We start from the raw sequence: 23,807 nt of genomic DNA, 5'->3' as shown, positions 1-23,807 counted from the left end.
TACAAAATTATGAGGAATGAACACAGTGGAACGATAACATTTGTTATCGGTTTGGGAAAGGAAGCTGGAAGATGGAGGCTGGGAGTTTATAAAGCCGGAAATAAAGCTAAAAGTTGCAGAAATAGCTATACAGCAAGTATTATGCATTATTATTTGCGGACATTGCTTTTAAGATGAGTCCGAAATTATGTGTGTCTTTTTAAACCTCTAGCTTCTGACTTCCATCTTCCAACTTCTTAAAGTCCTTCTTTCAATATTTTGCTTTTGATTCTACTGAGATGCACCGTCGTAATGCCCAGATACGAAGCTATGTAATGCTGCGGAACTCTTTTGATAATCTCCGGCTTTTGTTTTACCAGGTTCAGGTATCTCTGCTGTGGCGTATCTTTAATGAAGGAAAAGAAATGTTTCATATAATCGAATACCCTTTCAAAAAGAGCATCCATAAACAGGTTTCTGAGTTCAGGATTTTCGTAGACTTCTTCCAGGAAAGCTTCTGCATCTGGCTTGTTGATTCTGTATAGAATACAAGGCTCTATGGTCTCAAATGACACCATGCTTGGTAAGCCTTTTTTGAAACTTTCAAGAGAAGAAAACATTGTATTTTCAAGAAAAAACTGAAAGGTTACGTCTTTTCCATCATTATTATACCAGGCTCTCACCATTCCTTTTTCAATATAATAGGCATTACAGGAAACCTCATCTTCTTTTAAAAGTAAGGTTTTGGCGGGAACTTCCATACGTTCAAAACGGCCCAGAAATTTTCTCCATTTTTCTTTAGGGAAGGGAAATCTTTTTTTGATATGCTCAAACATGCCTGATATAAAAAAGAACGGACTCATTGTCCGTTCTTTTTGTATTTTTTAGATTAAACTCTTAATTTTAGCAATGATATTATCTCCTAACTGATCAGCCTCTTCCTGAGACTGAGCTTCAGTATAAATTCTGATAATCGGCTCTGTGTTAGATTTTCTAAGGTGAACCCAGTTGTTTTCAAAGTCTATTTTAACACCGTCTACTGTAGAAACTTCTTCATTCTGATATTCCTGCTCCATTTTGCTTAAAATAGCATCTACATCAATCTCCGGAGTCAGTTCTATTTTCTTTTTACCCATGAAATAGCTTGGATATCCTGCTCTTAGTTCAGAAACAGTTTTATTTTCTTTAGCTAAATGCGTTAAGAATAGTGCAACCCCTACTAAAGAGTCTCTTCCGTAATGTAAATCAGGATAGATAATTCCTCCGTTTCCTTCTCCTCCGATCACAGCATTTTTCTCTTTCATCAAAGTCACTACGTTTACTTCTCCCACGGCACTGGCAAAGTATTCTGAGTCATGAAAACGCGCTACATCTCTCAAAGCACGGCTGGAAGAAAGATTGGAAATAGCAGCTCCTTTTTTGTGTTTCAACAGATAATCAGCAACAGCTACCAAGGTGTACTCTTCACCAAACATTTCACCTTTTTCGTCAATCAGGGCTAATCTGTCTACATCCGGATCTACCACAACCCCCACGTCTGCTTTTTCTTTCTTCATCAATTCACAGATATCTCCCAAATGTTCTTTCAATGGTTCAGGATTGTGTGGGAAGTGTCCTGTAGGCTCACAGTACAATTTGATGGTTTCACAACCTAATTTATCCAAAAGCATAGGAATGGCAATACCTCCTGTAGAGTTTACAGCATCCAGGGCTACTTTAAAGTTTTTAGCTTTGATCGCTTCTACATCAACCATTGGTAAATCCAGGATCTGCTGAATATGGATATCAAAAGCATCGTCTCTTGTTTCGTATTTTCCAAGATCATCTACTTCAGCATAGTTGAAGTCTTCACTTTCTGCTAAAGCTAATACTTCAGCTCCGTTTTCCCCGGTGATGAATTCTCCTTTTTCGTTCAATAATTTAAGAGCATTCCACTGTTTTGGGTTGTGGGAAGCGGTAAGGATGATTCCTCCGTCTGCATTCAGCTCAGGAACCATTATTTCAACTGTTGGCGTTGTAGAAAGGCCAAGATCTACCACATTAATCCCCAATCCCTGCAATGTAGCAGTTACTAAAGAAGAAACCATCTGACCAGAAATTCTGGCATCTCTTCCGATGACAAGGGTAAGATCTTTTTTGTTTTTATTATTCTGAAGCCAGGTTCCGAATGCGGATGCAAATTTTACTACATCCAGCGGTGTTAAGTTATCATTTACTTTACCACCAATGGTTCCGCGAATCCCGGAAATAGATTTTATTAATGACATGATGTTTTTACTTTTATTTTGTTCTTTCTAAATTTTCCAACGCAAAGATACTTAAAAGACCTTTCAACTTATAAAACAGGAATCTTTTTTTGGATTTTATCGTAGGTATTTTTTACAACTTTCGGTGGTGCAAAACGATACCCTATATATAACAGTCCATAGAGGTTATTATTTTCTACTGCCTGGTTATTTTTCTGATCATAGGCATAGGTCTTAAAATTCATTTTACCTCCGAATAAAAACCGGTCAGTATTGTACCCTACATGAAGACCACCCTGCATTCTTATGGTTGCATACTGGGCATTTTCTTTGACTCCTTCATTCTGAATATCCCTGTAACTGGAAAACTTTCCTCCAATTCCTAAAGCCAGATAAGGTGAAATATTGACATTCTTTCCAATGACCCAATTATAGAAATATCCTATATTTCCGCCGATATTATATTGAGTCTCTTTGCTTTTTACCCCGTCAATTGTATTTCTGAAAATGGTAAGGTCATAATCCAGGAATGGCACCCAGCTTCCACTGCTTTTCTTCTGCCATTCTCCTTGTGTATAGATGCTTCTTGCTGAAAAATTTTTATTGAGAATATAGGAGGTAGACCCACCAAAGGTTTGAACCCTTAAATCCGGAAACTGAATGTATGGATCTCTTCCTTCCTGCCATTCAGGGGACAGATCTTTCATGTTTTCTACATAAAAACCTCTTACATTTTTATAATAAACATTCTGGATAAATCTTCCCGGGAAGAATCTGAAGCTCAAATCGGTATAAGAGCTCTTTCCTTTCATTTCATCGTCATTATTTCCTTCTAAAAATCTAGGCGAAAAGGACACCGTCGCACTTATAATTCTATAATCGACTGAAAAGGATGTCTTAGTTTTATTGTTGATTGAGAGGATTGTTTCATTGGTGTTTTTACCTTCTCCTTCCGAGAAAACGTAACTCTCAATATTGGTGTCAAGGTTCATGCGAATCATTACCTGATCTGCATAGGACTTGGTATTTGTGGTGTCAGATTGTGCTTTCCCCTGAGCGGTAAATAAAGAAAATAGGACGAGCAATCCTGCTTTTAATAAATTCAAATTAATAATTTACATTAGAAAAATGAATTTACTACATTTTTTTCAATTATCCGATGAACCCAATATTAAGAACAGCCGCAATCTTTATCACAGTTGGTTCTTTTGGAACTGAACTTCTTAGGTGCGAAATTCTTTTTAAGTACTTTAAATAAAGAGTAGCAGGCGAATGCTACAACTAATGCAATAAGTACGTATTGAATGATTAATGATGATTCCATTACTTTAAAATCTGATATACTATCATCGACACAAAATATGCCAAACCTGTCATCATGACTACCTGAAAGCCGGTCCATTTCCAGCTTTTGGTTTCTCTGTAGACTACTGCAAGTGTAGAAACACACTGCATTGCAAATGCATAGAAAAGAAGAACCGAGATTCCGGTTGCAAAACTGAAGACTTTTTCTCCGTTCGGTTTTACATCTCTTCTCATTTTATCAATTACTTTTACTTCCGGAGCATCATCTTCCAGGCTGTAAAGTGTAGACATTGTTCCTACGAAAACTTCTCTTGCTACGAAACTTGTAAGAATTCCTACCCCCATTTTCCAATCGTACCCTAACGGAGCGATAACTGGTTCTATTCCTTTACCCATTTTGGCAAGGTAAGAATGATCAAGGTGAACATCTGTTGCTACAAATTCATCTGTTTTCTGGCTTGGGCCGAAATAGCTTAAGAACCAGATAATGACACTTACAATGAAAATTATTTTTCCGGCTCCTGTAATAAAGTCCCATACTTTTCCTAAAACCATTTTAAAGTCGTAGCCGAAAAGTGGTTTTTTATAGGCCGGAAGGTCCATTACCAGATATGTTTTTCCTTTACTTTTAATAAATCTTTTAAGGATTGCTGCAGAGAATAAAGCGACTAAGAAGCCCAGGAGATACATTCCCATCAAAACCAGGGCTTTATATTTGATTCCTAAAAATGTTCCTTCTGAGATGATCAATCCGATAATGATACTGTAAACTGGAAGTCTCGCAGAACAGGTCATAAATGGTGTTACCAATATGGTCAGCAATCTTTCTTTTACATTTTCAATGTTTCTTGTGGAAATTACCGCAGGAATAGCACAGGCAGTTCCCGATACCAGAGGGACAATACTTTTCCCATTCAATCCGAACGGACGAAGTAATCTGTCCATCAGAAATACAACTCTGGCCATATATCCTGAATCTTCCAGCAGATAAAGGAAATACAACAGAATTCCGATCTGTGGTGCAAAAACGACAATTCCTCCGATTCCGGGAACAATTCCGTTTGAAATCAGTGAATTAATTGGTCCTTCAGGAAGGTGTTCACTTGTAAACGCTGCCAGCCAGGAGAAGGATTCTTCGATCCAGCTCATAGGAAATTCTGCAAGGAAGAAAACACTTTGGAAAATAACCAGTAAGATCGCTAAAAAGACTACATAGCCCCAGAATTTATGTACTAAAACTTTATCCAGTTTTTCAGTTAATAATTCTTTGAATTGGACTTTTTTAGAAATGACATCTTCCAGTATTCGGTCTACATTCTGATATCGTCTTACAGTTTCCTGAACCTGTAATCTTTTCGGTACTAAGCTTTTAGAATCGGATTCGTTTAGCTGTTCCATTACTGAGCTTATTCTGCCAAGGTCTGTTCCCAATGAAAGGCTCATCCAGGCTTTATATTCATTATCGAAACCTTTATGTGCTGCAAGTTTCTGAATAAAATCTCTATGTTCGTTCGGTGTTTCAAAAGAAACATGATCTGTTTTTACAAATTCATTATTGTAAACAGCTTCTCTTACTTCCTCAATCCCGATCTGCTCCTTGGCATTGGTCTGGATAATTTTAATCCCCAATGCTTCGGAAAATTTTTGAATATCGATGGTGATTCCTCTTCTTTCTGCCTGATCAATCTGATTGACAATCAGAATCATTGGAATACCAAGATCCTGAATCTGCTGAAACAGAAGCAGTCCTCTTTTTAAACTTAATGCTTCAAGAATATAAACAACTCCTGCGTAGTTTTTCTGCTCATCGATAAGGTATTTGGAAAAAATAGCTTCATCTTCTGAACTCGGGTATACACTGTAAGAACCTGGAAGGTCTATCACCTCCACTTCTTCATTTTTATAAGTATAGTTCCCCGAATGACTTGCAACGGTAACGCCGGCATAGTTCCCGGTCTTCTGCTTTTTGTTGCAAAGCGTATTGAAAACCGTTGACTTTCCTACATTAGGATTTCCGACTAAAAGTATCTGTTTTTTCTTGTTTTCCTGCATTAATTCAATTCTTCAACAATGATGTAATCTCCTTCTTCCTCGCGAAGAGCAATCCGGCTTTTTTCTGCTCCAAACTCCACATACATAGGCCCGCTGAACGGAGCCTGATACAAAATTCTGAAAGTGGTTTCCGGAAGAAGTCCCATTTCAATAATTTTATTGGGCATTTTCAGATGGTCATTATCATACCCCAATATCTTCCCCATTTTGTTTTTAGGGAATCCACTTAATTTATGTAATCCTTTCTCTTTCAAAGCCTAATTTTTAGTCCTGCAAATATACGCTATTTAAATTTAATCTAAATAACGTTTGGACATAAAAGAAATCAACCCAAACACATTGCTGTATCTGGGTTGATTCAAAATATAATTTAGTTGATATGAATGCTTATTTTTTCTTCTTGTCTGAAGCTTGTTCTTTTTCTATTGGATTGTCATTGGCATTGAAGAAATCTTTATACATCTTTTCTTGCTTCTTCATCATATCACCTATTGTTCCATCCATTCCAGGAATTGATTTAGACATCATTTCTTGGGTCATCATAGGTCTTACAGAAGCAAAAGGATCTTTTTTGAAATCATTGAACGTTTTTTCAAACTTTTCTCTTGGCATTTCAGTGACTTTTAAACCAATATTAGAAAGCTTTTCCATGTATGTCAATTCTTCCCAGTTTGAAACTTTTTTATTTCCCTGAAGAACCCAAGAATAATTTTTGCCTTCGTCTTCAATCTTTACGATCAAGCCCGGAAGTCCTGAAAATTTATATGGTCCATCCTGAAAAGGAAGATCTGAGCTGAACCAAGCCGTCCATTTATTCCCGGCAAATTCAGTTGTAGCTTTCTGAGCATTATAAGTTCCAATTTTTGCTTTTTCGTTAGAAATTTTCCAGTCTAATTTTAATGTTTCATTATATCCAATACTCATAGGAGAAAATCCGCTTGCAATTCTCTCAATATATTGGATTTTCATATCTGGATAAGTCTTCACTATTTTTGCAGAAAACTTTGGCATTTTGAAAGATTTAGATAGATCTTTATAAACTCCTGCCTTTTGCATTGCTTCAAATTGAACTTTCAGAATAGAATCTTGTCCAATAGCTGTAAAGTCTCTATAAATAGATCTGTCTTTAACTATATCAAGAGCCATAATTACTTTCTCAAGCTTCGCCGAATCTTTCTTTGGCTTAAAAGTCAGTTCATAAAAGAAACGGTTAGCAGTTTCCTTTGATTCCTGAGCTCCTGCAAATGCAAAAAGAGTGATAAGAAATATGGAGAATAACTTTTTCATTATATTCAAGTTTTATATAATTAGTAATCACATGTCTTCTTTTGTTACACTTTTTTGAAATTTTATTTTTTAGGAAAAGATTGATCTCCTCCGGATTACACGGTGATTAAAAAATTATGATTCTCTTAAAACAGTTTCATTTTTAAAACACTTACCTTTAAGTTTCTAAAAAACAAAATATTATGGATACCTTATCTCAATTAAAATCCGAACTGGAAGGAGAATTCCAAACCACAAAAAAGTTTATTGAATTGTTTCCCGAAGGAAAAAATGACTTCGCACCTCATGAAAAAAGCATGAAAATGATGCCTCTTGCTACTCATCTTGTAGAAGTTTTTGAATGGCCAAATACTATTTTAAATACTTCCGAACTGGATTTTGGCAAAGGAGACTACAAACCAACCATCCTTTCTACAAAAGAAGATCTTATGAAAAAGCTTGAAGAAGATTATCAAGCTGGTAAAAAGGCTCTTGAAAACAGTACAGAAGACGACCTGAACCCAAGCTGGACCATTAAAAATGATGGTCATGAACTGGCAAGCTGGAGCAAATACGGAGCCATCCGACATGCTTTAAACCAGATTACGCACCACAGAGCCCAACTGGGAGTATATTACAGACTGAACAACATTCCTTTGCCTGGAAGCTATGGGCCTTCGGCAGACCAGCAAAGTTTTTAATTTTAATACATCAATATATCTCAACAAAAAAACCAATCCGGATGGATTGGTTTTTATTTTATTTAAAGTTGAATTTTACTGTTAACATAACTTGGCTAGGGCGGAGCTGATATCTTTTATACTCAATATTTGTAGTATTAATATCATAGGTTTCAAATACTTTTTTGTTTGCGATATTCATCCATTTCAATTCAAAATCAATTTTCTTTTTGGTCCAAGTAAACTGATATGATACGTCATAGAATCCATTATGATATTTTTGACCTGCTGCATTCGTATTTACCTGATCCCAATTGAAGCCAACAGTATGACTTTCCATAGGATAGAAGAAAACACCTAAATTATGAGTAAACCCTGTTCTGGTTGCATTAGAGTTTAATTCTCCAACACTTGTTTGTTTTGTTCTGGTAAGGCTTGCATTATAATCAACGCTCATCCAACTGAAATAGGTATTATTGAATTTAATCCCAAATGACTGCCCATTGTTTTTATTGGTATAGGATTTATCATTCAAAAAGGCATCAGATTCTGTTGTATTGTTGCTGTAGCTAAGAGATGCATTCGTTTTAAACTTTGGAAAATATTTTCCAACTTCTACACTATATCCATTATTTAATACATGGTTGTCCTGCTCTTTATATTTCATTATGGTATATCCTGCCCCATTGATCTCCGGGTTTGAAATTAGGTTTCTCTTTGCATCAGAATATCTGTAATTAACATTGAAGAATAAATTATTCAATGGGTTTCTATATTCTATTCTTGTTCCTGCAGATTTATTGTTATTCTGTGGAATTGGGTTGTTAACATCCATTGCACTAATTCCTCCAGGTGATGTCATTAAGAACCCTGAATATGCCGTATTTATTTCTCCAAAATTATTATTAATATTAGCATTTACGGATGCTTTCCAGAATGAAGCAAATGAATATTGTGCAAAAATATTAGGCTCAAACGTTATTTTATTTACCGATTTTGAAACAAGTCTTAATGGATCTTCAGCTTTAATATTGTTTGAATTCACTGGAAGATTGGCATATATCATCCATGATTCACTTTTATAATTTATCCCCAAACTTCCGTATGGTGTGGCTGTGGTGTAATTTAAATCATTACTATAAGCCTCTGCCGTGGGATCGGGAATATTAGGATTGGTGGATGGAATCGTTTTTATATTTGACAAATCTGACATCATACCTGTACTTTTGAAATTAAATCCAACTTCAGGAGTAAATGTCCATCCTTTGGCAGAAAAACCAATATTAGCAGAATGATTAGCTTCAAAAGTCTTAAGTCTTAAACTTTGTGTAGCAAATTCTGTATTAGGCACCGGCTTAAATCCAGGGATATCCAAATAAGATGATGGAGAAACTTCCAAAGTCTGTCTATCTGTTTGATAGCTTACATAAGATAATAGATTTACCATTTTTTCCTTCCAAGGAATAATAGTACTCAATGAGTTCTGGAATGATGTTGTAGGAGATTCAACTCCTTCGTTAGCACTTCTTTGTATACCTGTTTTTACGTCTGTTCTGTCTACAATTCCTCTATCTGCATTCCAATATTGAGAGAAACTTGTGGTATTTTTAAAGAACCCTTTTTTAGCGTTCTTTGTGAATATTAATTCTCCTTTTGCTTTATCTGTATAAAAATTGTTCAGAATTTTTACAATATTAGAAGTCCCCCCAAAATAATCCGTTTGACTATAAGATTCTCTGTTTACAGCATTATTGGTATAGTTTGCATTAGCTTTAAGCTCCCATTCCTTTTTCTTATCAATGTTGGTAAGATAATTGGCAGATAAATAATGAACATTATTCATCAAATATCTTTTGACCGGAAGGTTAGGTGTACTTGCATTTTCTACATTCAGCCAGTCATTTTGAGAAGCATTGATTCTCTTCCCTTCAAACCTGTTACCAAAAGCAAGAATATTCCCCTCATTTTCCACCTGCTCACCCATATTATTGGTTTTATAATTGACTACCCATTGGCTTTTCTGTCCGAAAAACATGGGAGTCAGTTTTACATTCCAAAGCCATGGATCTCCAAAGCCTGTTCCTACTTCTCCTCTACCGGTCATAGTAACGGAATTTTTCAGTTTGATATTAATGGCTGCCTGGTCTGACGGCACTTTGTCCTGAAGTATTTTTACCGGCTGATGATTTTCAAGAACTTCTACTTTTTGTACTGCATCTTTCGGAAGTGAATTGTTGATGGTACCATAACCGCCTTCCATAAGGTCTTTTCCGTTTACATAGAATTTATTAATGGCATTTCCCTGATAAAGGATTGTTCCGTCGTTATTGACTTCAATTCCTGGGATCTTTTTCATTACATCTGCCAGAGTTCTGTCATTTTTACTGTTGAAAGCTTTAAGATCGTAAGAAATAGTGTCACCTCTTGCGGTAATCATTTTTGTTTTCAACTGTACTTCCTTAATTTCTGTAGCTTCAGACTGCATTTTGAAACTCAGGGTTTGATCAGAGTTACTGATTTGCTTTGTAAGGGGTTTTTGATTGAATGCTTTCACTTTAAGATCCACATTGGGTTCCGCAGAAGTAAAAGTTACTTTATATTCTCCTTTAGAATTAGTAATTCCATATGCCAGAATAGCGTCTTTTCCTGGTTCTTCTATGGTAACACTGGCGCTTGGTATGGCCACCCCGTCATCATCAGTAATCTTTCCTGAAACGGTCTTCTGCGCAAAAGTAAGCACAGTAAAGAAAAGCATCAGAAATAAAGAAATATTTTTTTTCATACCTATTATTTGCTCAATTAGTTAATCATTGTAGTTTTTTGTTACACTTCTTATAAAGATGGCTTTTATAAGTAAAAGTTAAATCTTTTATCACTACAAACATAGTTATAATTTTGTTTTTTACAAGCCGTAAAAAACAAATTGTTATTTCTTTTAAATTATTAACTATAATTAACAAAACAATTTTTGATTTTTTTGTGTTTTAACAAAAACATTATAGATAAATTATATCAAACCCCTATTTTTATTTTCCTCATATTGTCTGCTATAAAATTTATAATTTTATGATTTATTAAAAAAAATAATCCATAAAATAATTATTTCATATTAATCAATGATAAAAATTTTCATTCAATCTTTGACTGATTTTAGATCATTGATATAGCATAAAGTCATTTTTATTCTTTTTTTACAACAAAAACAGAAATTTAATCAATTAACAAAAAAAATAATATTTTTAACTATTCCAAATAGTAAAATCTGATTTGAATCATAGATTAAAAAAAAATTAAAGACGAGGATCGTTAACATTTATTTAATAATTTTGTCATATAAATTTACTAAAATGGGAATTATTTTAAAGCCTATAGATATTGTAGATGACATTTCCAAAGAGGAATTCTACGAAAAATATCTGAAGCCAAGAAGGCCCGTTGTCATCAAAAATATGGCAAAAAAGTGGCCTGCTTACCAAAAATGGACGATGGAATACATGAAGGAGGTTGTAGGAGATGTAGAGGTTCCTTTATATGACAGCTCAAAAGCAGATCCTTCTGCTCCCATCAATTCTTCTGCTGCAAAAATGAAATTTGGGGATTATATAGATCTCATTCAGCGGGAACCAACCGATCTCAGAATATTCCTTTTTGATCCTATAAAATACGCCCCAAATCTTTTGGAAGATTATATTTCTCCCAAAGAACTGATGGGAGGGTTTCTTGATAAATATCCTAATATGTTCTTCGGTGGAAAAGGATCTGAAACATTCCTTCATTTTGATATTGATATGGCGCATATTTTCCATACTCACTTCAACGGAAGAAAACATATTCTTCTTTTCGATTATAAATGGAGAGAAAGACTTTATCAAATACCCTATGCAACCTATGCACTGGAAGACTATGATATTGAAAACCCAGACCTTACAAAATTTCCGGCACTGGATGGCGTAGAAGGAATTGAATGTTTCCTGGAACATGGAGACACGTTATTCATGCCTACAGGATGGTGGCACTGGATGAAATATCTGGATGGAAGTTTCTCTATTTCTTTAAGAGCATGGGACAAATCATGGGCAGTAAAAGCACATTCCCTATGGAATCTTACCGTACAGCGTAAATTTGACGATGTTATGAAGTCTCAGTTTAAAAGCAAATACATGGACTGGAAAGAAAAGCTTGCTATTGAAAGGGCAGAAATCGCTTTAAAAAGGGGATTACCGAGATAAAAAAAAGACGTTTCAAATGAAACGTCTTTTTAATTCTATTATAAAATGCTATTTCTTAATCATTTTATAGCCTTTTTCTGTCTCTTTATCTTTAACCTTCACTATATAGTTTCCTGCTGCCAGTTCACTTACATTTACAGTTCCACTTTCTGAGTTCATCATTTCTTTTTTCACCAGTTTTCCGTTAAAGTCATAAATATTGACTTCAGATATATTAGTTTTATTTTTAATATGTACAATATCTTTTGCCGGATTTGGATAGATGGATGCACGGCTATTATCTGCTTTTGCATCAGAAACCGACAGACTGTTTGCTGAAATCTGGAAATCATCTATCCCGATAAACCAGACATCTTCTGTGGTGGAATAGAAAGCAATATAAATTGTTTGTCCTACATAAGGAGTCAGGTCGTACGTATACTGATTCCATGAAGTAGGAGGTTTTAAAGCAGCGACAAGCGTATTGGTAAGGCCTGCGACGGTGGGAGTTGTTGTTGAGACTTTTACATCCACTGTCTCAGCAAGCCCGGCTCCTCTGTTTCTTGCCCAGAAAGTAAGCTTATCTGATACTCCCGCAGTGACCACTATAGCAGGGCTGATAACATAATCATCATGGGCAGTACTGCCATATTCCAATCCCAGAAAGTGGGTTCCTGAATGAGGTGCATTGAATGAAGAATCATAGGAATCCCAGGTTTCCCAGGTTCCGGGATCTCCTCCATTAATTACCGTCCAATCGGCAGGCATTGTTGCCGAATCAAAACTTTGAGAATATTGTGCTAACAGACCTATTGGTATAAAGCACAGCAACGTTACGAATTGATAAATTTGTTTCATAGTGTTTATTTTTGATACTAATTTAATAAAAAACAAAGACATTGATTAACAAATCGTTACAAAAAAAACAAAAATAATCAGACTTTTTATGAAAGAACTCTACAACACCCTATAAACAGGATATTGTCTGAAAGTCTTTTCTTCAAAATAAGGGGAATGTCTGTAAATCCAATCCAATTGTGATTCTACGTCTTCAGATAATTTTTTATCGGATGCTTTCGCTGCTTCAAAGGCTTCTTTCAATTTTTTATCTTTTTTTAGCAGTTCAGCAGCCGTATCTTCAAAAATATAGGCGGAATAGTATTCTTTCTGGGCTAAAATTCCATCGAAGAAATTCCAGTTAAAAAACGAGTCTAATGCCTCAGGCTCAAGTGTTTCTATGACATATTTTACACCAGGCTGATTGGTAGAAACCAAATAGTCTCCAGCGGAAAAAGTTATATTCTTACGAGAGGTGTCTACGGTAGTTTCAAAATGCAGATAATGACCTTCATAGGGATTTTTAACGGTTTTGAAGTCTTTGATTTTATAAGATTCAACCGCTAAAGTACTGTCTTTCTGAATCGGTCTCATCTGAATATTATTTCTTCTGAATTCTTCAATTACGCGGTATTGTGACCGGGGAATCACATAATATTTGGGAATAGTAATATACCCTGTTGGGACAGCGGTAGTAAAGAGCTTGATATTTTTTGTAAAAGGTTTGTTTCTGTCATAATACAGCCTTGGCTTTCCGGAAACTTCACTGGGTTTGTATTTTCCTTCATAGCCTTTAAAATTCATAGTAGAGAACTTCGTAGAGTCTATTTTCCAACGGATACCATATTGTTTTCCAGCCTGATATTGTTTTAAATTTTCAAAACGAAGTTGTTTTATGGTGTGATAATCTTTGTCTAAATTCTGAAGGTTGACCAGCATATATTTGTAAGTAGCATCTACTCTTTTATCATAAGGTTTCAGCATATGGGTTTCAGGAACGGTTCCTAAAGAATTGAAGAGGGAAGCATATCCTGTGGAATATCTCGGAGAATCTTCAAATGAAGCAAATCCTACTTCGGGAACATCTCCATGAATGTTCACATAAGGTGTACTTTCATAGCCGAGTTTCTTCATATCCTCAAGGTTTTTAACCTGATAATCATTATAGAAATAAGTTCCCAAAGTATTTCCAAGACGTTCTTTAAAGGTAGAAATATAAGTAAATGTATATTGATAATCAGCTCCATTGCTGACATGATTATCAATAAAAACATCTGGTTTTAACCATTGGTAAATCTCCTGAAAACTTCTGGCGTTTTTGGAATCTGCCTTAATAAAGTCTCTGTTCAGGTCATAATTTCTTGCATTTCCTCTGAAACCATATTGTTCCGGACCATTCTGATTGGCTCTGGAATAGGAGCCTCTGTTCAGCATTCCACTGACATTATAGGCGGAAATAGCGGCAATGATAAAGTTCTGTGGAGTTTTAATCTTTTGGGTGGCAAGATCTCTCATCAGCATCATGGTTGCGTCTATTCCGTCCGGTTCTCCCGGATGAATACCGTTGTTGACGAAGAGAACGGCTTTATCTTTTCTTAATTTTTCAAGGTCTTTTTCAGCAAAAGGATTATAGACCACCACATAAATGGGTTTTCCGTTATCATCTTCTCCTTTTTTAAGGTATTGAATAGTATTAAAATTTTTAGCCAGATCCTGGTAATAGCTATTCATTTCATCATAGGTAACGGTCTGGTTGCCATTTCTTTTTTCAAAAGGGGTCTGAAATGATTTTTGAGCAAAAAATAAGGTAGAACTCAGGGTGAATAAAAGATATTTCAGTTTCATGGAAGTCATATTTTCAGACTTTAAAAGTAGTTATCTTTTGTGAGAAATAAGGATATGTGGGCAGCCAAAAATTGTGAAAAGATGAAAGGTAAAATTATTTTTTAAACAGAAACCTCACGGGTTTTGAAAACCCGTGAGGTTTGATTAATAATATGACCAGAAGCCAGTTTATCTGTTTAATGCTCTTAATTTCTTCCTTTTTCATCCGGATAGAGAGAGGGAAGCGGATCACTTTGCCAGAATTCTTTGGTATCAATATCCATGATGGATAAAGATCCGGTATAGGCAGCTCCGGTGTCCATATTCCAGATATTGGCTTTGTTGGCCGGTGTTGAAATCCCAATATCAAGAGTAGGAGTATGCCCTATAAATATTTCTTTGTATAAAAGCAGTCTTTTGGGATACAACGCTGAATTCTTTTCCAGTTTTTTATCCATTGCTACAGCCGTTTCCCAAAGAGTTCTGTCCCATCTGTAATTACTGGAATAGACTTCCTTTTCCGGGCCGTGCATGGAGGCATATCCAGCATGAATAAACAGGCGGTTCTGATCATCAACATGATAATTTTTCATTCTTTGGAAAAATTCCAGATGAATATCCAGATCTTCCGGGAGATAATCTGCATAGCTTTCCATGGTACTTTTTCCTCCATTGAAGAGCCATACGTCAGGTTTTTGCCCCAATGCCAGCCAGTCTTCACACCAGGCATCATGATTTCCTTTGATGAAAATGCATTTCTGTTTTTTGGAAAGTTCGATTAAGAACTGTATAATTTGGGAGGACCCGCTCCATCCGTCTACATAATCTCCCAGGAAAATCAGTTGATCACTTTGCGTAACTTCAGCTCTTTCAAGAACCTGCTGTAAAGCTTTAGATCCTCCGTGAATGTCTCCTATGACTAATGTTCTGCTCATTTTACTTTGAAATATATTTTGCATCTACAAAATCCGTCAGCCAGACTCCGTTTGCAGACTGATAAAAAGATAGTCCATCTTTATGCATTGTTCCGGTTCTGATGGTAAGAATCACTGGTTTGCCGTGTCTCATTCCAACCTTTGTAGCCGTCTCTTTATCAGCACTTAAGTGTACATGTTGGCGGGTTCTTTTTTCAATTCCTTTTTCTAAAATTGAAGAAATATTATTTTTTGCTGTACCGTGATAAAGAAATTCAGGAGGCTGTAATGTCTCCAGAGCAAGATCTATATCAATAGAATGTCCCTGGCTGGCTCTGATCATGGTTTTATCTTCATTAAAAGCAAAGCGTTTTTTATTATTGGTTTCTACTACCTCATCCAGTTCTTCAGGAGTAAAATATATTCTTTTCTTTGCTGATTTTGCTCTCAACTCTTCTATATCTGCCCAACCGTTTTCATCCAACGAAAGTCTAATGCTTTCTGGTTGATGTCGTAAGATCAGGCTTAAAAATTTACTTATTTTTTTCTTTTCTATTTCATTCATGATGTGTGTTTTAATTCATTAATTTATGGTGTAATTTCTCACACAATGCTTCAATATCATCCTTTTTCACCAGCTCAGCAAACCATTCCTCAGGAATATTTTCAAATCCATAATAAATTCCGGCAATACCTCCGGTGATGGCTCCTGTTGTATCTGTATCTTCTCCGAGGTTGACGGCTTTCAAAACTGCTTCAGAATAGCTTTCTGAGTTTAGAAAACACCAAAGGGAAGCTTCGAGGCTATGAAGAACATAACCTCCAGAACTTATTTCCTCCTCCTGCAACGTATGCAAAGGAGCTAAATCATATTCCCCAACTTTTAGCCCTAAAATCCGATGAAATTTATCCATTTCATTTTGTGAACAAATAGGATTACAATCCAAAAATTCACAAACTGTTTTCTGCATTGCCCTATATGCTTCCCATTTATCTTTTCCTTTTAGAATTTCCAAAGCAAATTCTAAATAAATAAAACAGGCTAAAATAGAACGGATATGTCTGTGTGTAATAGACGAAACGTCTTTTATAATATCAAAGCGTTTCTCAATAGGAAAATCCTTGATATAAAATAATATCGGAATGATCCGCATTAAAGATCCGTTTCCATTATCGAACTCCGAATTTCCTCCGCATAAAGTAGGAGAAATACCTTTTCCAACTTTATAAATTGCTTGTGATGTTGCAATACCTATGTCAAAAACCTTTCCATGAGGAGTCCATATTTCCGCATTGTACCATTGTAAAAATTTCAATGCCATATCTGCAAGGTCATATCCTTTACATAAACTATCTGCAAGACACAATGTCAAAGAACCATCATCACTCCATGTTCCTGCAGGCTGGTAATGGGTTCCTAAAGCACGCATTTTAGTGACTGGTGAACGCTTAAGCTGTTCTCTACTTCTAAATTCTACAGGAACACCAAGAGCGTCTCCGATACAGACGCCCATGATTCCTGCTTTTACTTTATTTTCCATCAGGCAAGGTTTACCAGTTTATCAAACAACAGCTTCATTCCTCGGGTTGCGGTTTCTTTCATCACTACAGCTCTTTGTCCATATCCAAATCCTGTTTCATTAGGATTGATAACAATTAAAAGACAGTCGTCTTTAATATCATGAATCAGCCCTGCAGCCGGATATACCTGCAAAGAAGTTCCGATTACCAGTAAAATATCTGATTCTCTGACAATTTCCCGCGCATTCTGATATAAAGGGACATCTTCTCCAAACCAAACGATAAAAGGTCTTAATTGTGCACCATCTTCTGCTTTATCACCGATATTGATATCCTTTTTTTGGTCATAAATCAGTTTCTTATTGCTGCATGAGCATGATTTAAATAATTCTCCATGAATATGAAGGATATTGGTAGATCCTGCTCTTTCATGAAGATCATCAATATTCTGGGTAATAATCTGAACTTCAAAATGTTTTTCCAGCTCTGCCAGTAATTGGTGAGCTTCGTTGGGCTGTACTTCATGCAGCTGGCGCCTTCTCTGGTTGTAAAATTCCAGGACCAAAGCTCTTTCTTTTCTCCATCCTTCCGGACTTGCCACATCCGTTACATTATGATTTTCCCAGAGACCGTCTCCGTCTCTGAAGGTTTTTATTCCGCTTTCGGCACTGATTCCTGCGCCGCTTAATATGGTTAGCTTTTTCATTGGTTTAATCTAATAGTTTTTTGTAAATCATTTCATTTTCATCATCAAAGCAAACAAAAATAACTTTCTCAATAATATCTGAATGAAATTTTCTGACCTCGTCTACCGCAATTTTTCCTGCCAGTTCTTTTGGAAATCTGTATACACCTGTACTGATATTGGGAAAAGCAATGGTTTTTACACCAAGATTTTCAGCCAATTTCAATGAATTATGGTAACAATCTGCCAGAAACTTAGATTCTTTTTCTTCATTTCCATTCCAAACCGGGCCTACCGTATGGATAACATATCTGGCCGGAAGATTTCCTGCACCAGTTATTACAGCTTCACCAGTATTGCATTTGCCTTGTCTGTTTCTAATTGCTCTGCATTCTTCTAATATATCCGGACCTCCAGCTCTGTGAATGGCTCCATCTACCCCGCCTCCACCAAGTAAAGACGAATTGGCTGCATTGACAATTGCATCAGCATTGATCTTTGTGATATCTCCTTTTATTAATTCAATTTTCATTTTAAATTGAGTTTTTTGTTTAAAACCTCATCATCAAATAATAGTGGCTTTTCTTCAGGAATGATCAGATTATTCAAATCATCATTCAATACAAACTGGTATTGTTCCTTTACAAAATCTGAAATATTTTCAATGAGAATAATATCTTTCTTAGCAAAAGAACGAGTAAATTCATTCCGCAAGCCAATCTGTATGGCTCGTCGTTCCAGTTTATTTCCAAAAGGATCATGATCCGGATCCCACTGCAGCCTTACTGAGGATTCTTTTACCTGATCCTGCCATTCTTCTCTTGAGATTCCAAGCTTTTTATGATAAGAGGAATATACTGCATTTTCCAGATATTTTATGAAGGCTTCTTTCTTCAAATGAATTGCCAGAACACATTCCTGATCTTCTTTTCTTCCCCAGCCATTCCTGTACATCATCCAAAGAAAATTAGGCTTTATCCACGTCATTCTTTCCAGACTAAAACTTCCGCCAAAGAATTGGTTTTTAACAGCAAATTCTCCTATCTCCTTTCTATATGATTGGTACACTATAATTTTTTCATCATCATATTGAGCCATGATATGATACCCTTGTTGAGGCCAGTCCCGAAATTGTTCTTTATATTTTTTTACTTTGATGTTCATTCTATTTCTTCAAATGGTTTCAGCATTTCTTCTTTCTTGGTAAGCACCGCGAAAACCACTCTCTTAAATTTATTTTTATATTTTCCCTTGATATATTTTCTGAATAATCCTGCAATATCATTTGGATCATTTTTGAAAACACCGCATCCCCAAGCTCCTAAGATCAGGACTTCATTTCTTTGCTGTAAAGCCAATGAAAGCATTTTATCCATTCTAAGATCCATTGCATCGAGAATTTCATGTGCTCTTTCCGGTTCCTGACGTTTTACTACACCTGCATTGACTGCCGGAGAAGTGATAAAATTACACAGTACGGGTTTAGGAAGCAACTCACCCTTATCTTTCCTGAAAACCGGAACTTTGGGGCTGTAAATCATTGTATCTGTGTAAAAACAGGATTCCATTGCACGGTGAATCGTATAATAATCCCATGCCTGAAGTAAGCTTTCATATAAACCTGAGGTTCTTGCCAGGCTTTCTTCCTGTGCTTCTGCTCCGTTGATAAAACCTCCGCCCGGATTTTTTGCTGATGCAAAGTTCAGACACATAATTTTCCCCTGATTTTCTTCTTCGGCTAATTGTAAAATTGCTTTTAAAGAACTGCATTTCCAGGTTTCAATTTTTGTGTCAAAACTGGCTTCCGGCATTGTTGATTCTTTCATTTCAGAAAGTTGTTCCGGGGTGAAAAGAACGGTTTCTTTTTTACAGATTTCCAGTTCTTTTTCTATAGTTATTTTTTCGTTATGTTCGTTGATATAATATTTTTTGGCGAGGATATCCAAGGTATCTTTTGCCATTCCTTTATTTGTCATTGTTAGTTTTTTAATATTAGACATCAATTCTTCCAACTCACTATTCGCAGCTTTCTCAAATTCATCTCCTATAAATACTTTGGTTACTTTGATGTTTCCTACAATTGCCTTATTAAAACCATCCAACTCTTCTGATGGCACCCATAGTTCGTTGTGGTTTCTTGCTCCTACATTCTGTGCAGGATATTGATCTGCAACTTCACCCAATACCTCAAACTGGGTTACAAAACCAAGATAGTTTCCGGCTTCATCTCTGGTGTTCCATTTTTCGGCAATCTCTGAAGCATAGTTTTCATCAAGAACGGGATAAAAAATAGGCTGCCATTCTAATCTAGGAGGAAATTTTCTAAATCCACTTTCTATAATTAAGATCATTTCTTTTTCTCCTACGGGTCTGTATAATGTTGTAGTTTTCATGGTTATTATTTTTTCAATCATTAATCATTCTTCTATTAAATATAAAATTAATACTTGTATCTGCAGGATTTAAAAAATCTGTTTAAAATCTTTTGAATACGGAGAATATGATCCATAGACTGCATCAAATTCTATATCCAGATTTTCTAGTTTAAATTTCTCATCTAGCTGATCTAAACAGGTAACAACAAGCTTCTTTTTAACCGGAGATACATACGCTCCATCCAGTTTTAAGGCATAATTCAAAAGGTTATAATCTATTTCTCCTGTTCTTAAACCCTTCTGATATTCATTAAATGTACAGGTTTCTTCTTCATTATTTTTCAGGTTCATTTCTTTTTCACTGCTCATCCAGCCGTTTCCGTGGCGGGTGCCGTAACTTCTGGTCACATAATACATTTCAATATCTTCAATTTTTAAAAGCTTACAGATTTCGTATGCATTTTTTGACCTGGTATGAGCATAGGTCACATTGGGAAAAACACCATGATCCATATCGAGTAAAATACCCTGACTTCCTTCAAAAATAAGGTGATCAAAGCAAGCCAGGTAGCTATAATCATCTATTTTCCAATCAATACTGTCAATAGCTTCTAAAAAAGGGTGCAAAAGTTCACTGATCTCACTTTCATCTACAAAACCGTAATAATAAGCGATTCCTTTTAGTTTTTCCATCAGCATTTCTCTCGGAGCAATCAGGTCTATAGCAAACAGTTTATAAGGACTTTCATGCCTTTTCATAGTTGCTCCTATTCCTTTTCCACAAGTTCCGTGTTCCAGATTTCTTGCATTGGTTCTGTTCTGCCATACGTCAAAAGGAGTCGTAACCTTTGCCAATGGATGAATATGAAGTTCAATATTTCCGTTCTTTGTTTTTAATTCTTCTCTCTCATTGAGCAGAAAAACAGGATGAATGGTACAATGCTCAGTGAAGTAAGAGGGTAATCCGCGAAGAGACCCGCTGGCAAAACTTGAATGTACATGCTTTTTATCATCAATCATCACCGTATGGGCAGCCTGCTGACCCCCTGAAAAGCGGATTACAACCGCCTCCGGGTTCTTTGAAGCCAAAAAATCTGTTGTAATCCCTTTTCCTTCATCACCAAAACCAAGTCCTATTACTATCTGTGCCTTTTTCATGTCCTTTTTTTTTGAAAGCCTTTGCCATCTTCATTTATGTTTTTAATTTCCTTGATGGCAATTGCTCTGTTTTAAAGCATTTGAAATTGATCTAATCCTTCTGTTTCTGTTGTTCCAAAGGTTTGATTTTTAAATTTATTGCAGATGATTTCTTTAATAACATTCGGAATTTCTCTGTGATCTTCTATGGAGATACAATTTTTTCCCAATAGTTCTTTCCACCCTCTGTCTGCTCTCAGCGCCTGATCTGAATGTAAAACACTGATATGGTATACTTCGTACTTCTTCTTTACTTCTTCCAGCAATTCAAGATGAGTATAAGTTTGCTGTCCTTTTCCCATAATTTCTCTGATGGCGGAAGCAGGAAGCGTTTTTAAACAGGGTTCATCACCAACGGTAAACAGTAATCCTTTTTGCTTTCTTTTTTCAAAGGCATCTGTTCTGGTATGAAAAGCAGCAAAATACCAGGCTAAAAGATAGCTTTCTCCGGCATTTCCACCTCCACCTGATTCAATATAAGTACGGGTGAGCCACATATCCAATTCTGCGTCCCCTGATTCAAACTGGCCAACCTGTAGCGGGTAACCATCGCATTCATGATCTCCGATTCCAAGAAACAACAAGGCCGGATCAGGAACACCTCCCTGAATAATTCCTCCCATTAGTTTTGGTAATCCATCTCTGATCAGTTCGTGAGGAATATGTCCCATGCTTCCGGTAACATCCAATCCCAAAATAATCGGAACTGAGTTGGGGTGAACTTCTGAGTCTCTGGATTCTCTGAAGGAAATTCCGTGAGGATTCATCGATTCATGAGCCATTCTTTTGGCATTCTGGGTAAAAATTTCACCCGCGGATTTTGTTCCGTAACCTGCTTTTCTTGCTCTGTCATAACGAGCGTCTAAATCGTATCTTGTACTTCCCATGACTATACTATTTTTCCAAATAAATATTCAAATCTCTTTTGGGTAACTTCAAGCTGAATATTCAGATTTCTGATTGTTAATGATAATTCTATGTCTTTCTGAACGAATGCTTCGGGATTAAAATCCGCAAAAGTCAGACTGTTCCTGTCTAAAGGACTGATATCAATAAGCCCTTCCTGTTCGCGCTCAAGTCTTTTGATTTTTAATTCGATATCTTCAACTCTGCGTTTGTAGATCAGTTCGGAATCTGCTCCGATGATCCTTGCACGGTCTTCTCTGATCTGATCATTATTTCTTTGTAATGATTCGATAAATCTTGGTTTTAATTCATCTTCCACGATCAATTATTTTTATTTGTGTTAATATTACGCTAATTAAACAAGACATAATAACGCCTCTCTTTTTTCCGGATGATTTAAATTTTTGAATACATTACATCTGTTCTCAAAACATATTTCAATCCGCTGATCAGAGTTTTTCCTTCATGCCTTAACGGATGGTGAAAAATAAGTGCGGTTCCTTTCTTCGGAGCTACTGTAAAAAGGTTTTCAAATTCTGTTTCTCCTCCTTCAAAATCATCATTCAGATAGATCATAAAGGTGTAAAAGCTTTTCTCATTTTCATTTCTGATATAGCTTCCATCTCTGTGCATTTTAAACTGTTGTCCGGGAGCATATCGATACACTCTAAGCATTTCATTAAAGTTAAGAAGCTGATATCCATCTTGTTCCTGAGGTAGAAATTCAGATGCTTTTTTAAACAGACCTTCAGCCATTGTTTCATCAAAGATCATTAGCCTATCATTATTTCTGACTCCTTTATTCATCTGCTGGCGTCCAAATACATTAATCTTTGCTTCTTCAAAAACTTTTTCCTGCGAAAGACTGATATAATGATCACATTCTGTTTCGGTAAGAAAATCTTCAATCAGAAATATCTGTGGGTGTAGTTCTATTTTTTCCATGATTCCTATTTTGTGTTGGTGTTGTTTTTTACTTTCTTAATTCATCTCTTACTTCCATCAAAGCAAATCCTAAAAGATTTTCTCCGTTCCAGAGTAAAGGATTTTCTGCTCTGCTGTCTGTTTCCAGCATCCCAATTCCCCAGATTCTGTCATACGGACTCGCTTCTACAAGAATTTTATCTACGGTTGACAAAAGAAAGTCTTTAAATTTCTGATTTTGAGAGAATTTTAAAAGATTTCCCTGGGTTACAATTTCATACTTATGCTCGTCCCAAAGTATCGGATTAAAGTTTTTTACTTTTCGGCCTAAAGCTTTTGCCTGGTTGGGAGTTGCCGCCTTTAAGATTTCTTCTTCTGTTTCAGGATCATTAAATAATCTTGCTTTTCCGGCCATCATATAGTGTTCTGCCGTTTTATATATGATCCCGTTTTCTTCAAATTTTCCAGGATACCATTGGCTAAAACATGATTTGGTGACAATATCTTTTGCGGTATGCCCCCAGAAAAAAAGAAATTTTATTCTTTCCTTCTTTTGAAAACGTTCTGTAATATTCTGTAAGGTGTAATTCATGATTGTGTTATTTTTACACAAATTTAAAATAATATCAGTCTTTGCACCAAATTTATTTGTGTTAATTTTACGCTAATAAATATAAACAATTGATTTTCAATTATAAAAATTTATTTTTTCAAACCATGAATAACTCAAATTTTAATCACAAATGACACAAATCTTTAGTATGCTTAGGCTAAAGCCAATTGAATTGATCATAAAAAAACGGGCTAAAGCCCGTTTCTATTGAATGCATTATTTATTAATTTTTTAATACAATTCTTTATTACTCCTAATATATTTGTGAAGATTTG

Annotated in this window: 24 protein-coding genes; 3 read left to right on the top strand and 21 right to left on the bottom strand. The window is 35.8% G+C overall.

Translation table 11 applies throughout. The features are described 5' to 3' along the window. Positions 1-9: 9 nt before the first annotated feature. Positions 10-177 carry a hypothetical protein gene (locus SFA27_RS00215; protein WP_407295339.1) on the top strand — a complete coding sequence of 56 codons (168 nt, stop codon included), beginning with the start codon at positions 10-12 and terminating at the stop codon, positions 175-177. Between the two features lie 59 nt (positions 178-236). Here SFA27_RS00215 and SFA27_RS00210 read toward each other — a convergent pair whose 3' ends face one another. The 6 genes from SFA27_RS00210 to SFA27_RS00185 all read right to left on the bottom strand — a co-directional run bounded on the left by SFA27_RS00210 (position 237) and on the right by SFA27_RS00185 (position 6,869). Then, positions 237-842, bottom strand: coding sequence for a Crp/Fnr family transcriptional regulator (locus tag SFA27_RS00210; protein WP_407295336.1), 606 nt, complete (start codon positions 840-842; stop codon positions 237-239). 21 nt (positions 843-863) lie between these two features. Further along, a complete protein-coding gene (gene glmM, locus SFA27_RS00205; RefSeq protein ID WP_407295334.1) occupies positions 864-2,246 on the bottom strand; it encodes a phosphoglucosamine mutase in 1,383 nt (460 codons plus the stop codon). Between the two features lie 68 nt (positions 2,247-2,314). Then, complete coding sequence (locus tag SFA27_RS00200; protein WP_407295331.1) at positions 2,315-3,331, bottom strand: DUF4421 family protein; 1,017 nt, start codon at positions 3,329-3,331, stop codon at positions 2,315-2,317. Between the two features lie 217 nt (positions 3,332-3,548). Beyond that, positions 3,549-5,582, bottom strand: coding sequence for a ferrous iron transport protein B (gene feoB, locus SFA27_RS00195; protein WP_047377958.1), 2,034 nt, complete (start codon positions 5,580-5,582; stop codon positions 3,549-3,551). After that, positions 5,582-5,836 (bottom strand): FeoA family protein, encoded by a 255-nt coding sequence (locus tag SFA27_RS00190; RefSeq protein WP_047377957.1) that lies wholly within the window; start codon positions 5,834-5,836, stop codon positions 5,582-5,584. Before SFA27_RS00190 ends, feoB begins: the two co-directional genes overlap by 1 nt. A gap of 133 nt (positions 5,837-5,969) precedes the next feature. Continuing rightward, positions 5,970-6,869, bottom strand: coding sequence for a GLPGLI family protein (locus tag SFA27_RS00185; protein WP_047377956.1), 900 nt, complete (start codon positions 6,867-6,869; stop codon positions 5,970-5,972). 182 nt (positions 6,870-7,051) lie between these two features. On the opposite strand from SFA27_RS00185, the gene SFA27_RS00180 reads away from it, so the two are divergent. Further along, entirely contained in the window at positions 7,052-7,549 is a 498-nt protein-coding gene (locus tag SFA27_RS00180) for a DinB family protein (protein WP_047377955.1), read from the top strand. A 58-nt stretch (positions 7,550-7,607) separates the two neighbouring features. Here the strand turns inward: SFA27_RS00180 and SFA27_RS00175 are convergent, their stop codons facing one another. After that, positions 7,608-10,310, bottom strand: a complete 2,703-nt coding sequence (locus tag SFA27_RS00175) for a hypothetical protein (RefSeq protein ID WP_407295326.1) — start codon at positions 10,308-10,310, stop codon at positions 7,608-7,610. Between the two features lie 565 nt (positions 10,311-10,875). On the opposite strand from SFA27_RS00175, the gene SFA27_RS00170 reads away from it, so the two are divergent. Next, positions 10,876-11,757: a cupin-like domain-containing protein gene (locus SFA27_RS00170; RefSeq protein ID WP_047377953.1), complete on the top strand. Its 882-nt coding sequence runs from the start codon at positions 10,876-10,878 to the stop codon at positions 11,755-11,757. A 48-nt stretch (positions 11,758-11,805) separates the two neighbouring features. On the opposite strand, the gene SFA27_RS00165 is transcribed toward SFA27_RS00170, so the two are convergent. From SFA27_RS00165 to SFA27_RS00100, 14 genes are all read right to left on the bottom strand, one after another. After that, a complete protein-coding gene (locus tag SFA27_RS00165; protein WP_407295323.1) occupies positions 11,806-12,594 on the bottom strand; it encodes a choice-of-anchor J domain-containing protein in 789 nt (262 codons plus the stop codon). Between the two features lie 99 nt (positions 12,595-12,693). Next, entirely contained in the window at positions 12,694-14,418 is a 1,725-nt protein-coding gene (locus tag SFA27_RS00160; protein WP_407295320.1) for a hypothetical protein, read from the bottom strand. 185 nt (positions 14,419-14,603) lie between these two features. After that, positions 14,604-15,332, bottom strand: a complete 729-nt coding sequence (locus SFA27_RS00155; protein WP_407295318.1) for a metallophosphoesterase — start codon at positions 15,330-15,332, stop codon at positions 14,604-14,606. Position 15,333: 1 nt separating this feature from the next. Then, positions 15,334-15,876, bottom strand: a complete 543-nt coding sequence (locus SFA27_RS00150; RefSeq protein WP_407295315.1) for an RNA 2'-phosphotransferase — start codon at positions 15,874-15,876, stop codon at positions 15,334-15,336. A gap of 10 nt (positions 15,877-15,886) precedes the next feature. Next, a complete protein-coding gene (locus SFA27_RS00145; protein WP_407295313.1) occupies positions 15,887-16,852 on the bottom strand; it encodes an ADP-ribosylglycohydrolase family protein in 966 nt (321 codons plus the stop codon). Next, positions 16,852-17,538, bottom strand: coding sequence for an SIR2 family NAD-dependent protein deacylase (locus SFA27_RS00140; RefSeq protein WP_407295310.1), 687 nt, complete (start codon positions 17,536-17,538; stop codon positions 16,852-16,854). The genes SFA27_RS00145 and SFA27_RS00140 overlap by 1 nt, the downstream gene beginning before the upstream one ends. Before the next feature lie 4 nt (positions 17,539-17,542). After that, positions 17,543-18,049: an O-acetyl-ADP-ribose deacetylase gene (locus SFA27_RS00135; protein WP_047377948.1), complete on the bottom strand. Its 507-nt coding sequence runs from the start codon at positions 18,047-18,049 to the stop codon at positions 17,543-17,545. Continuing rightward, positions 18,046-18,681, bottom strand: coding sequence for a DUF4291 domain-containing protein (locus SFA27_RS00130; protein ID WP_047377947.1), 636 nt, complete (start codon positions 18,679-18,681; stop codon positions 18,046-18,048). The genes SFA27_RS00135 and SFA27_RS00130 overlap by 4 nt, the downstream gene beginning before the upstream one ends. Further along, the gene (locus SFA27_RS00125; protein WP_407295306.1) at positions 18,678-19,910 is read right to left on the bottom strand and encodes a TIGR02452 family protein; all 1,233 of its coding nucleotides are present in this window, start codon (positions 19,908-19,910) and stop codon (positions 18,678-18,680) included. Before SFA27_RS00125 ends, SFA27_RS00130 begins: the two co-directional genes overlap by 4 nt. A 69-nt stretch (positions 19,911-19,979) precedes the next feature. Continuing rightward, the gene (locus SFA27_RS00120) at positions 19,980-21,050 is read right to left on the bottom strand and encodes an adenylosuccinate synthetase (RefSeq protein ID WP_407295304.1); all 1,071 of its coding nucleotides are present in this window, start codon (positions 21,048-21,050) and stop codon (positions 19,980-19,982) included. 71 nt (positions 21,051-21,121) lie between these two features. After that, entirely contained in the window at positions 21,122-21,976 is an 855-nt protein-coding gene (locus SFA27_RS00115) for a hypothetical protein (RefSeq protein WP_264519403.1), read from the bottom strand. Between the two features lie 2 nt (positions 21,977-21,978). Beyond that, positions 21,979-22,314 carry a hypothetical protein gene (locus tag SFA27_RS00110; RefSeq protein WP_407295302.1) on the bottom strand — a complete coding sequence of 112 codons (336 nt, stop codon included), beginning with the start codon at positions 22,312-22,314 and terminating at the stop codon, positions 21,979-21,981. A 77-nt stretch (positions 22,315-22,391) separates the two neighbouring features. After that, positions 22,392-22,940: a 2OG-Fe(II) oxygenase gene (locus tag SFA27_RS00105; protein WP_407295299.1), complete on the bottom strand. Its 549-nt coding sequence runs from the start codon at positions 22,938-22,940 to the stop codon at positions 22,392-22,394. Between the two features lie 28 nt (positions 22,941-22,968). After that, positions 22,969-23,511: an NADAR family protein gene (locus tag SFA27_RS00100; RefSeq protein ID WP_407295297.1), complete on the bottom strand. Its 543-nt coding sequence runs from the start codon at positions 23,509-23,511 to the stop codon at positions 22,969-22,971. Positions 23,512-23,807 lie beyond the last annotated feature (296 nt).

The organism is Chryseobacterium sp. HR92, assembly GCF_045689405.1.
GTDB classification, from domain to species: domain Bacteria; phylum Bacteroidota; class Bacteroidia; order Flavobacteriales; family Weeksellaceae; genus Chryseobacterium; species Chryseobacterium viscerum_A.
The sequence above is the reverse complement of the archived record's forward strand: the minus strand, read 5'-3'. Positions and strand labels throughout refer to the sequence as shown.